Below are 10,053 nucleotides of genomic sequence, written 5' to 3'. Positions count from 1 at the left end.
GAATCCCGCCGCCCCCCCGCCGCCGCGCAAGATCAGCCTCGGCGGCGGTTCGGCTCCGAAGAAGATCAGCCTCGGCGGATCGTCGGCGAAGTCGCGCTCCTTCGACTGAGCGCCCGCGACCGAGCACCCGTTCGCGAGATCGTGAGGCGGCAGCGGCCTTTCGGCCGAGGTCGCCCTTACCGCGAGGACGGGCCGCATGGCATAAGCGCGGCCGGCGCGCCCGGCGGCGCAGAGAGGACTGACATGTTCGGTGCGTGGTGGAAGCTCGGCATGGATGCGACCCTGCTCGCGATGGAATCGCAGCAGGTGATCGGCCTTCGCCTCGCAAAGCTGTCCCTCGGCGGACCGGCCGCGCAGATCGAGGCGCAACGCATGGTGAGCGAGAAGATCATGGCGGCCGGCGAAGCGGCCTTGCTCATGGCGACCGGAGGCTCGACCCAGAGCATGGTCACCGGATACCGCCGGAAGGTCCGCGCCAATGCGAGGCGGCTCTCGCAGGGCTGACACGGCCTCGCTGCAGCGCGGCATTAACCGGAGATTAACCAACCTCCGCTTCCATCGGGGCGACCACCCACGAGGAGAGCGCGGATGATCCCTTTCGAACAGCAGGTGCGCGAGCGCGCCTATTCCATCTGGGAAGGCGAGGGCCGGGTGTTCGGCCGCGCCGATGAGCATTGGCTGATGGCCGAGGCCGAGCTGCGTGCGGTGAGCCTCACGGCGCCGGTCTACGTTCAGCCCGTGACCGCCGATCTCAGCCTGGCACCGAGCCCGGCCAAGACCCTGAAGCCCCGCGCCTCGCGCAGTGCAGGCACCGCCGCCAAGGCCGTTGCCGAAAAGGCCGTCGCCCAGCCGTCCGAGACCGCGCCGCGCCGGACTAGGACGGCCAGCGCCAAATCCGCATCGGCCAAGCCTGCCTCCGCGAAGTCTGCTTCCACCAAGGCGCCTGCCGCTTCCAAGGCGACCAAGGCAGCGTCGAGCACCACCACGGCCGCCAAGCCGCTCAGGGTCGCCAAGCCGCGCGCTGCCGCCCCGATGGAATCCGCCGCGACCGTCCACTGACACCGAGCGGCACCGTTCAAGCCCGTCGCCCCTCGCAGGGCGTCGGGCTTCTTGTTGCGCCACGGGGTTCAGGGGCCGCGGCCGAACCGGTCCCCGAGAGCACCCGCCAACGAGGACGCCAGGCGAGGCGGTGGTGGCGATCGTGACCGATCACGTGGAGCGCGGAATCCGGGCCGGAGAGATGCCGAGAGGGGAGGGAGAGGCAGCCCGCGAGGAACGGCGCGACAACCTTTGCCGTTATACGGTCATCGCATCGACGCGAGCCGATTCCCGGCCCACCCTTTCGAGGCCCGCCATGAAGACCGCCCTCTCCGCCTTGTTCGCCGTGTCGATGATGGCCGTGCCCCTGGTCGCCGCCTCTTCGGCTGCCGAGGCTGGGGCCGGCCCCTATCGGGAGCGGCCGGTGCTGCGGGAGGTCGATTCCACCGGCGGCATCGGCGTGGGCGGTCGCGCGCCCTGGAACCAGGCCTGGGAATACGATTCGGGCAGTGACAACGACCGCCGGCCGGAACTGCCCTATTACCAGCAGGGGCGCGGGCAGCAAACCGGTGGTCCGGCGCGCAACCTGCTCCCCGATGACGGGCTCCATATCGTCCCGCGCTGAGCGTCCTGTCTGGAACCGCTCTGCAAGCCACACATGACACAAATGCGTCAGAACCGGTCGTCGGCTATGAATAGTCGACGAAAGGGACTGGCGGAGGCGGACGTCTTCGCGTAGCCAACCGCCCGGGGAAAATGACCCCGAGCGACGGAACGCAGACCATGGCGCAGCAGGCCCAGTCGAGCTTCGATTCTCAGCGTCCTTACGAGCGGATGGCGCTCCAGGACCAGGTCGAGGCCGCAGTCGAGGACGGCACGACCCCGATCAGCCGGCTGCTCCGGCTGATGTTCGCGGTGGATGCGGACGCCACGGCCAACGAAAACCTGCGCCTGCGTCTGCGGGCACGCATCGGCGCTCCGCGCAGCGTCTGATCCCCAGCTCGGTGCCTCTTACAAAACTCCCGCTCCGCCTTCATGGCCGGAGCGATGACCGACCGTGATCGGGAGTTTCGTGAGGCACTTTTAGCGCCGCCGACGAGCGGTGCGGGGCTGCGAGCGCGCCATACAGGCCGAGTAGATCTGACGGCCGATGGCGTAGAGCCCGATCCCACCCGGGTCGGGCGTGACGAACACCTTCGCGCGCGCCTCGTTGCGACAGGCGGCGTCCTGAGGGCTCTTGATCGGGGCCTCGGCATGGGTCGGGGACACGATTCCCAACAATCCCACAACGGCGATTCCCACGATCCAGCCTCGCCGGCGCGCCACCGCATTCCTACCGCACGATCCGGCCGTTCCGCCCATCATTTCCGCCCCCGTCGTTACGGCCAAGTTAGGGCGGATCGACGGAAAGCGCATCGGTATTATCCACCGAAGATCCGGTTTCGGCAGGAATCGACGCCTACGGCATGATCCAGAGGCAGGAGGCCTCCCCGGTCACCGCGAGGCATTCGAACGGGGCTCCGCCGATCATGGCGCGGTGCTCGGGAGCGCCGACGCGATCACGGGCGATTCGGCGGCATCCGGGATGACCGGAGAGATCGGCCGATGCCGCGGCAGGATCGGATGGCGTCCGTCCCATCAGGACACGCAGTTGAACCAACGTATCGCAGGCGACGACGTCGCGCGGCGAGGCATCGCCGGCCGAGGCCGCCTTCGTCGCAGCCATGACGAGCAGGATGACGAATCCCCAGCGCTTCTGCGGCATCATGGCGTGACCTCCTCCGGCGTTGCTTTAGCGGCGGGAATATAGGGCGCCCGGGGCATCGGCGGCCGCGACCGATGAGCCGTCCACCACCTGTGGCGGTTCAGGATCGGCCGTCAGCGCTTGGCTTTGGCGGGAGGCGCCTTCTTGGCCGCGCGCGCGGGATCGACCGGGACGACCGTTCCCGCGATGGTCCAGGAACAGATGCTGGTCCCGGTGACGCCGACGCAATCGTACTCGTTGCCGTTGAGCGCCGCGTGGTCGGTGATGGCATTCACGGTATCGCGGCCGAGGAGGTTGCAGCTCAGGTGATCGGCCTTGGGATCGGCCAGGGTCGCCGCCGCGATCTTCGCGTCGCCCCCCGATTGCCGAAGGAGAAGACGTAGGTTGGCGAGCGACGGACAGCCGATCGCGGGCGCCGAGGCCGATGCGGAAACCGGAGGCGCGGGGGGCTTGGCCGGCTGCGCTTCGGCGTGCGGGCATCCTGCCGCGACGGCGAGGATCACGGCTGCCGGCAGGTGGCGACGATACCCGTTTCTCATGCCGCCCGCTTCGCTTTGGCATAGCGCTTCACGGCCCGCTCCCGCCGAAGCCGCGACAGGCGCTCGATCCAGAAGATGCCGTCGAGCTGGTCGATTTCGTGCTGGAGGCAGGCCGCCTCGAACCCCTCCGCCTCGATCTCATGCCCGGTCCCGTCGAGGTCGTCGTAGCGCAGCCGCACCGTCACCGCCCGCTCCACGACGTCCGTGACGCCGGGCATGGAGACGCTGCCCTCGGTCTGGGGAGCGGTCTCGTCCGACGCGAAGGTGATCTGCGGATTGACGTAGATCGAAGCCGGCGTGCCCGGCTCCAGGCGCAGGACCACCACCCGGGCGAGCCAGCCCACATGCGGCCCGGCGAGACCGATGGCGGAGACGCGGGAGAGGGCCTCCACCAGCTCCCCAGCATCCCGCCGCAGGGCGTCGTCGAACACGGTGACCGGCTCGGCGGCCAAGCGCAGCCTTGGATCGGGATAGAGGATCAGCGACTGGACCGGCACGGGGCAGGGCACCTCACGGAATGGGCTGGGGCGTGGATACGCGATCGACCGGGCGGTGTCCAAACGCGACGCATGGTGGCGGGAGCGCCCGCCTTCCGCTTCCGCGCTCCATGCCGTAAGGCCGCGGGACACATCTCAGGACACCGATGCGCGCATGATCCGCCTCGAGAAAATCGGCAAGCAGAACGGACGGCAGATCGTCTTCATCGAGGCGTCGGCCGCGCTCCAGAAGGGCGAGAAGGTCGGCCTCGTGGGGCCGAACGGCGCCGGCAAGACCACCCTGTTCCGGATGATCACCGGCGAGGAGGAGCCCGACGAGGGCCAGGTCGCCACCGACCGGGGCATCACCATCGGTTATTTCAGCCAGGATGTCGGCGAGATGGCCGGCTGCTCCGTCGTCTCCGCCGTGATGGACGGGGCCGGCCCGGTGAGCGTGGTCGCCACAGAACTGAAGCAGATCGAGGCCGGCCTCGCCGATCCGGACCGGATGGACGAGATGGATGCCCTCGTCGAGCGCTACGGCGAGGTCCAGGCCCGGTTCGAGGAGCTCGACGGCTACGCCCTCGAGGGCCGGGCCTACGAGGTTCTGGCGGGCCTGAGCTTTTCCCAGGAGATGATGGACGGCGACGTCGGCAAGCTCTCGGGCGGCTGGAAGATGCGCGTGGCTTTGGCCCGCATCCTCCTGATGAACCCGGACGTGATGCTCCTCGACGAGCCCTCCAACCATCTCGATCTCGAAAGCCTGATCTGGCTGGAAGCCTTCCTCAAGAACTACGAGGGCGCCCTGCTGATGACCTCGCACGACCGCGAGTTCATGAACCGCATCGTCTCCAAGGTCATCGAGATCGACGGCGGCACCCTCACCACCTATTCGGGGGATTACGTCTTCTACGAGCAGCAGCGGGCGCTCAACGAGACGCACCAGCAGGCGCAGTTCGAGCGCCAGCAGGCGATGCTCGCCAAGGAGATCAAGTTCATCGAGCGGTTCAAGGCGCGGGCCTCCCACGCCGCGCAGGTACAGAGCCGGGTGAAGAAGCTCGACAAGATCGAGCGGGTGGAGCCCCCCAAGCGCCGGCAATCGGTGGCGTTCGAGTTCCAGCCGGCGCCGCGCTCCGGCGACGACGTCGTCATCATCAAGAACGTGCACAAGCGCTACGGCAGCCGCACCATCTACGAGGGGCTCGACTTCTCCATCCGCCGCCGGGAGCGCTGGTGCGTGATGGGCATCAACGGCGCCGGCAAGTCGACCCTGCTCAAGCTCGTGACCGGCTCGACCCCGCCCGACGACGGCAGCATCGCGGTGGGGGGAAGCGTCAAGCTCGGCTACTTCGCCCAGCACGCCATGGACCTCCTCGACGGCGAGCTCACCGTATTCCAGGACCTGGAGCGCTCGTTCCCGCAGGCGGGGCAGGGGAGCTTGCGGGCGCTGGCCGGCTGCTTCGGCTTCTCGGGCGACGACGTGGAGAAGCGCTGCCGCGTGCTCTCGGGCGGCGAGAAGGCCCGGCTGGTCATGGCCAAGATGCTGTTCGACCCACCGAACTTCCTCGTCCTCGACGAGCCGACCAACCACCTCGACATGGGCACCAAGGAGATGCTCATCACCGCGCTCGCGAACTACGAGGGCACGATGCTGTTCGTGAGCCACGACCGGCACTTCCTCGCCGCCCTGTCGAACCGCGTCCTCGAACTCACCGCCGACGGCATCCATCAATATGGCGGCGGCTACACCGAATACGTCGCGCGCACCGGCCAGGAGGCACCGGGGCTGAGGAGCTGAGCGGCTGGTTTCCCCCTCTCCCCGCGGGCGGGGCGAGGGGATGCACGGCAACCAAAGCGCCTCGAACCCGATCACCCCAGGAGACCGACCATGGATGCCAAGCTTGCCGACATCGTCAGGGCGGCGGCCACGCAGGCCCGGCGCAAGGCCCGCGCGTTCGACGCATCGTCGTCGAAGGACGCACTGCCCTGGGCGGTGGTCGAGGCCTTCGATGCCGATGTGCGCGGACATGTGGAACGCGACCGCCGCATCGAAGAGGAGCGTGACCGGGTCCTCATCGCCGCGGTCAATCTCGCCGAGACGCCGCCCGAGGACGGCGAGGAGACGGTCGGGGCCGCGCGGGATGCCCTCATCGATGCGATCGACTACCTCGAACAGGCCGTCCTGCGATTCGGAAGCGTCAACCGCCAGGGAGCCCGCCTCGGCTACGGCGAGACGGGACAGAGAGTGGCCGACGGACGGTGAGGGTTTCGCCCTCCGGGGGTGAACCCGGTCGGTCGACATGAGAACGGGCCGGGCTCCCGCGAGCCCGACCCGTTTGCAGGTCCGCGCGGTGGAGTCGGGTCAGGCGGCCCGCACCGTGGCGAGGAAGCGGTGCACTTCTCCGGTGAGATGTTCGGATTGCTGGGACAGTTCGCCAGCGGCGCCGAGCACCTGGCTCGCGGCGGCTCCGGTCTCTTCGGCAGCACTGGCCACGCCGGCGATGTTGCTCGTCACCTCGTTGGTACCGGCCGAGGCCTGCGAGACGTTGCGCACGATCTCCTGGGTCGCCGCGCTCTGCTGCTCGACCGCCGCCGCGATGGCAGTCGCCACGGCATTGATGTCGCGGATCCGCGTCGTGATCGAACCGATGGCCGAGACCGCTTGGCCGGTGGCGCCCTGGATGTAGCCGATCTGCTGGGAGATCTCCTCCGTGGCGCGGGCCGTCTGGTTGGCCAGTTCCTTCACCTCGGCGGCGACCACCGCGAAGCCCCGGCCCGCCTCGCCGGCGCGGGCGGCCTCGATGGTGGCGTTGAGGGCCAGCAGGTTGGTCTGGCTGGCGATGGTCGAGATCAGGCTCACCACGTCACCGATCCGGCTGACGGCGCCGCTGAGTTCCTGCACGAGCACCGCCGTGGTGTCGGCCTCGGAGACGGCGGATTGCGCGAGAGTGGCGGAGCTCGAAACCTGCCGACCGATCTCCTGCACCGATGTGCCGAGTTCCTCGGCGGCGGCGGCCACCGTGTTGACGTTGACGGCGGCTTCCTCGGCGGCGGCGGCGACGGTGGTGGATTGCGACGCGGTCTGCGTCGCCGTCACCGTCATGGCCTGCGCCGTGGCCTGAAGCTCGGTGGCCGAAGAGGAAACCATGCCGATGATGCCGCCGACGGCCGTCTCGAAATCCTCGGCCATCTTGCGCATGCCCGCCCGGCGCTGCTCCTCGGCGGAAGCCCGAGCGAGGACCGTGTCCTCTTCGAGCTGACGCGTGCGAATCAGGTTGGTCCGGAACACTTCCACCGCCTGGGCCATCTCGCCGATCTCGTCGCGGCGGCCCATGGAGGGCACGGCGGTCGTCTCGTCACCGCCGGCGATGTGACGCATGGCCTGGGTCATGCGCTCGATCGGGCGGGCCACGCCGAGGAACGAGAAGATCATGGCCGAGACCGCCATCACGAGGCAGACCGTGAGCATGATGGCCGAGATCCGGATCGCTTCGGCCTGCTGGCTGCGCGCCGCCTCTCCGGCGGCGTTGGCGGCCGCCACATTGATCTCCACCAGACGGGTGGCCGCGTCGGCGACCGCCCGATAATTCGCGTGGTTGCCTTCGCGGAAGAAGCTCAGCGCCTGGTCCCTGTCGGTCTCGCGCATGGAACGGAGCTTCCTCCAATCGGCCTTCAGAATCTCCATCCTGGCAGTGAGATCGTCGTAGGCGGCCTTCTCATCCGCTCCGGTGATCAGGGGCTTGTAGTCTTCAACCGATTTGTTGCGCTCCAGCATCAGCTCATTCGCGAGCTTGAGATCGGCCTGTTCGACCGTACTGTTGGGAGCGGTCAGGTAGCGCAGCTGTGTCGTGCGGACACGGAGCACCAGCCGGTTGATCTTGTCGGCCTGAGTCACCGACGGCACGGCATTGTCGACCAGCACGTCGATCTTCGTGCCGATGTCTTGGAGCTTGTATAGGGCCACCAAGCCCTGCGCGGCCGAAATCGAAACGACGATGCTGAACAGACCGATCAGCATGGTCTTGACCGACAAACGCATGACTTATACCCCCCCAAACGATACGGCAATATCAACCGGATAGAGAATCTTATTTAATATTCCATGACTACTTGCGTGCAATATAATTCGTCTTGAAAGTGATTTATATTTATCTTCCCTGAACGGTCGCGTATTCCAAGACACCTAAATAAAAACTCGAATTCCCCTCGATAACTTGAATAACGACAAGCCATGCATTGTCACGCCAAACTCACGAAAACGTTACCGCGAAACTGTTTCAGTATCCATGAGCATCACGACTTGCCGCCAATCCCCGTGCAGCAGCTGTAGCGTGAGTCGTGCCTGATCTCCCCCGACCACGCGCACAGAGGTCTCGCGCGGAGGTTCGCGGCGTCAGGGCTCCAGGCGCGCCGGGCGAGATCGTTCAGGCGAGCCAGCCCGTCAGGACGTAGCAGCATGCCGCGATGAGGGCCGCGGCGGGCAGGGTCAGGACCCAGGCGACGACGATGTTGCCGGCGATGCCCCAACGCACCGCCGAGGTCCGGCGGGCCGCGCCCACGCCGACGATGGCGCCGGTGATGGTGTGCGTGGTCGAGACCGGGATACCGAGCCAGGTTGCCAGGAACAGGGTGATGGCGCCACCCGTCTCGGCGCAGAAGCCCTGCATCGGGTTGAGGCGGGTGATCTTCGAGCCCATCGTATGGACGATGCGCCAGCCGCCGAGAAGGGTTCCGAGCGCCATCGCCGATTGGCATGCCAGGACCACCCAGAGCGGCACGTGGAAGCTGCTCCCCAGATGCCCCTGCGAGTAGAGCAGCACCGCGATGATCCCCATGGTCTTCTGGGCGTCGTTGCCGCCATGGCCGAGGGAATAGAGCGAGGCCGAGACGAATTGCAGGAGGCGGAAGCTCCGGTCAACCCCGAACGGCGTGGCGCGCCGGCAGGTCCAGGACACGATCAGTACGAGGAGGAGGGCGAGCAGGAATCCGACGAGCGGCGAGAGCACGATGGCGGCGATCGTCTTCGACAGGCCGGACCAGACCACGACGTCGAGCCCCGCCTTGGTGACGCCCGCCCCGACGAGGCCACCGACCAGGGCGTGCGAAGAACTCGACGGGATGCCGAGCACCCAGGTGGCGATGTTCCAGACGATGGCGCCGACCAGCGCGCTCAGGATGACGCGCGGATCGACGATCCCGGCATCGACGATCCCGGTCCCCAGGGTCTGCGCCACGTGAAGGCCGAAGAACAGAAACGCGATGAAGTTGAAGAACGCCGCCCAGAGCACCGCGTATTGCGGGCGCAGCACCCGGGTCGAGACGATGGTGGCGATGGAATTGGCCGCGTCGTGCAGGCCGTTGAGGAAGTCGAAGAAGAGGGCAACGGCGATGAGGCCGGCCAGCGCCGGCAGCGCGAGGGAGGCGGCGTCCATGCCCGTCACACGTTCTCGATCACGATGCCGCTGATCTCGTTGGCGACGTCCTCGAACCGGTCGACCACATCCTCCAGGTGCCCGTAGATCTCGGCGCCGATGATGTAGGCCATGGTGTCGCCGTCGCCACCATCCTTGCGATGGGCGCGGTAGAGGGCCTTGAGGCCACGCTCCTGCAACTCGTCCGAGCGGCCCTCGACGCGGGTGATGCGCTCGGTGAGGGTGTTGATGCGTCCCGCATGGGTGCCGACGGCGTTGAGCAGGGGGATCGTCTCGGCCGTGAGACGCGCCGCCTCGAGCACGGTATCGCCCATCTCGCGCATGAGAGGCTCGAAGGAGCGGATCTCGTAGAGGGCGATGGTCTTCACGGTCTTGTTCATCTGGTCGATGGCGTCGTCCATCGACTGGATCAGGTCCTTGATGTCGCCGCGGTCGAACGGGGTGATGAAGCTGCGCCGGACCGCGAGCAGGACCTCAGCGGTGATCGCGTCGGCCTCATGCTCACGGTCGACGATCACCTGGCAGTAGTCCGGCACGCCGTCGCCGCCCTTCAGGACGCCCTGGAGCGCCTCCGCACCCGCGACGAGGGTCTGGGAATGGCGCTCGAACAGGTCAAAGAAGCGATCCTCCCGCGGCATCAAGGCCCGAAACCAGCCCATCATTCGGCGTGCCCCTTCCCGATGTGGCGAGCACTCTCCGCTCGGCACGGCAGGCTATGTCAGCCGTCGTGCCGCCGTGGCCGTGAGAGTTCTGCCGGTCGGTAACGTCTTCGGGACCGCTCCGGTGCCGGTCATTCGCTCCGA

At 67.4% G+C, this 10,053-nt stretch carries 13 protein-coding genes; 6 read left to right on the top strand and 7 right to left on the bottom strand.

Annotated features, from left to right (window positions below; translation table 11 throughout):
- The first annotated feature begins 243 nt into the window (after positions 1 to 243).
- The 4 genes from MBTS_RS09805 to MBTS_RS09790 all read left to right on the top strand — a co-directional run bounded on the left by MBTS_RS09805 (position 244) and on the right by MBTS_RS09790 (position 2,031).
- Positions 244 to 504 carry a hypothetical protein gene (locus tag MBTS_RS09805; RefSeq protein WP_147832214.1) on the top strand — a complete coding sequence of 87 codons (261 nt, stop codon included), beginning with the start codon at positions 244 to 246 and terminating at the stop codon, positions 502 to 504.
- Positions 505 to 588: 84 nt separating this feature from the next.
- Positions 589 to 1,059, top strand: coding sequence for a DUF2934 domain-containing protein (locus MBTS_RS09800; RefSeq protein ID WP_147832212.1), 471 nt, complete (start codon positions 589 to 591; stop codon positions 1,057 to 1,059).
- Positions 1,060 to 1,354: 295 nt separating this feature from the next.
- The gene (locus tag MBTS_RS09795; protein WP_147832210.1) at positions 1,355 to 1,663 is read left to right on the top strand and encodes a hypothetical protein; all 309 of its coding nucleotides are present in this window, start codon (positions 1,355 to 1,357) and stop codon (positions 1,661 to 1,663) included.
- A gap of 131 nt (positions 1,664 to 1,794) precedes the next feature.
- Entirely contained in the window at positions 1,795 to 2,031 is a 237-nt protein-coding gene (locus tag MBTS_RS09790) for a hypothetical protein (RefSeq protein ID WP_238254168.1), read from the top strand.
- Between the two features lie 90 nt (positions 2,032 to 2,121).
- Here MBTS_RS09790 and MBTS_RS09785 read toward each other — a convergent pair whose 3' ends face one another.
- From MBTS_RS09785 to MBTS_RS09770, 4 genes are all read right to left on the bottom strand, one after another.
- The gene (locus tag MBTS_RS09785) at positions 2,122 to 2,307 is read right to left on the bottom strand and encodes a hypothetical protein (protein ID WP_244474456.1); all 186 of its coding nucleotides are present in this window, start codon (positions 2,305 to 2,307) and stop codon (positions 2,122 to 2,124) included.
- A 190-nt stretch (positions 2,308 to 2,497) separates the two neighbouring features.
- Positions 2,498 to 2,806 (bottom strand): hypothetical protein, encoded by a 309-nt coding sequence (locus MBTS_RS09780; RefSeq protein ID WP_192215514.1) that lies wholly within the window; start codon positions 2,804 to 2,806, stop codon positions 2,498 to 2,500.
- A gap of 110 nt (positions 2,807 to 2,916) precedes the next feature.
- Positions 2,917 to 3,342, bottom strand: a complete 426-nt coding sequence (locus MBTS_RS09775; protein ID WP_210322744.1) for a hypothetical protein — start codon at positions 3,340 to 3,342, stop codon at positions 2,917 to 2,919.
- Positions 3,339 to 3,839 carry a peptide deformylase gene (locus tag MBTS_RS09770; protein ID WP_192215513.1) on the bottom strand — a complete coding sequence of 167 codons (501 nt, stop codon included), beginning with the start codon at positions 3,837 to 3,839 and terminating at the stop codon, positions 3,339 to 3,341. The genes MBTS_RS09775 and MBTS_RS09770 overlap by 4 nt, the downstream gene beginning before the upstream one ends.
- Positions 3,840 to 3,993: 154 nt before the next feature.
- On the opposite strand from MBTS_RS09770, the gene MBTS_RS09765 reads away from it, so the two are divergent.
- A complete protein-coding gene (locus MBTS_RS09765; RefSeq protein WP_018043869.1) occupies positions 3,994 to 5,616 on the top strand; it encodes an ABC-F family ATP-binding cassette domain-containing protein in 1,623 nt (540 codons plus the stop codon).
- Between the two features lie 90 nt (positions 5,617 to 5,706).
- The gene (locus MBTS_RS09760) at positions 5,707 to 6,081 is read left to right on the top strand and encodes a hypothetical protein (RefSeq protein ID WP_056142009.1); all 375 of its coding nucleotides are present in this window, start codon (positions 5,707 to 5,709) and stop codon (positions 6,079 to 6,081) included.
- A 99-nt stretch (positions 6,082 to 6,180) separates the two neighbouring features.
- Here the strand turns inward: MBTS_RS09760 and MBTS_RS09755 are convergent, their stop codons facing one another.
- From MBTS_RS09755 to MBTS_RS09745, 3 genes are all read right to left on the bottom strand, one after another.
- A complete protein-coding gene (locus MBTS_RS09755) occupies positions 6,181 to 7,857 on the bottom strand; it encodes a methyl-accepting chemotaxis protein (protein ID WP_147832202.1) in 1,677 nt (558 codons plus the stop codon).
- Positions 7,858 to 8,242: 385 nt separating this feature from the next.
- A complete protein-coding gene (locus MBTS_RS09750; protein WP_192215518.1) occupies positions 8,243 to 9,250 on the bottom strand; it encodes an inorganic phosphate transporter in 1,008 nt (335 codons plus the stop codon).
- Positions 9,251 to 9,255: 5 nt separating this feature from the next.
- Positions 9,256 to 9,912 (bottom strand): DUF47 domain-containing protein, encoded by a 657-nt coding sequence (locus MBTS_RS09745; protein WP_056142001.1) that lies wholly within the window; start codon positions 9,910 to 9,912, stop codon positions 9,256 to 9,258.
- Between the last annotated feature and the right edge of the window lie 141 nt (positions 9,913 to 10,053).

This window comes from Methylobacterium bullatum (assembly GCF_014845095.1).
GTDB lineage: Bacteria > Pseudomonadota > Alphaproteobacteria > Rhizobiales > Beijerinckiaceae > Methylobacterium > Methylobacterium bullatum.
Note: the sequence above shows the minus strand (reverse complement) of the source record. Positions and strands in the feature narration are given on the sequence as shown.

Bases quoted from the DNA above. Each gene is read 5' to 3' on its own strand.
- MBTS_RS09805 (WP_147832214.1), top strand. From the start codon at position 244: ATGTTCGGTGCGTGGTGGAAGCTCGGCATGGATGCGACCCTGCTCGCG.
- MBTS_RS09800 (WP_147832212.1), top strand. From the start codon at position 589: ATGATCCCTTTCGAACAGCAGGTGCGCGAGCGCGCCTATTCCATCTGG.
- MBTS_RS09795 (WP_147832210.1), top strand. From the start codon at position 1,355: ATGAAGACCGCCCTCTCCGCCTTGTTCGCCGTGTCGATGATGGCCGTG.
- MBTS_RS09790 (WP_238254168.1), top strand. From the start codon at position 1,795: ATGACCCCGAGCGACGGAACGCAGACCATGGCGCAGCAGGCCCAGTCG.
- MBTS_RS09780 (WP_192215514.1), bottom strand. From the start codon at position 2,806: ATGATGCCGCAGAAGCGCTGGGGATTCGTCATCCTGCTCGTCATGGCT.
- MBTS_RS09775 (WP_210322744.1), bottom strand. From the start codon at position 3,342: ATGAGAAACGGGTATCGTCGCCACCTGCCGGCAGCCGTGATCCTCGCC.
- MBTS_RS09765 (WP_018043869.1), top strand. From the start codon at position 3,994: ATGATCCGCCTCGAGAAAATCGGCAAGCAGAACGGACGGCAGATCGTC.
- MBTS_RS09760 (WP_056142009.1), top strand. From the start codon at position 5,707: ATGGATGCCAAGCTTGCCGACATCGTCAGGGCGGCGGCCACGCAGGCC.
- MBTS_RS09755 (WP_147832202.1), bottom strand. From the start codon at position 7,857: ATGCGTTTGTCGGTCAAGACCATGCTGATCGGTCTGTTCAGCATCGTC.
- MBTS_RS09750 (WP_192215518.1), bottom strand. From the start codon at position 9,250: ATGGACGCCGCCTCCCTCGCGCTGCCGGCGCTGGCCGGCCTCATCGCC.
- MBTS_RS09745 (WP_056142001.1), bottom strand. From the start codon at position 9,912: ATGATGGGCTGGTTTCGGGCCTTGATGCCGCGGGAGGATCGCTTCTTT.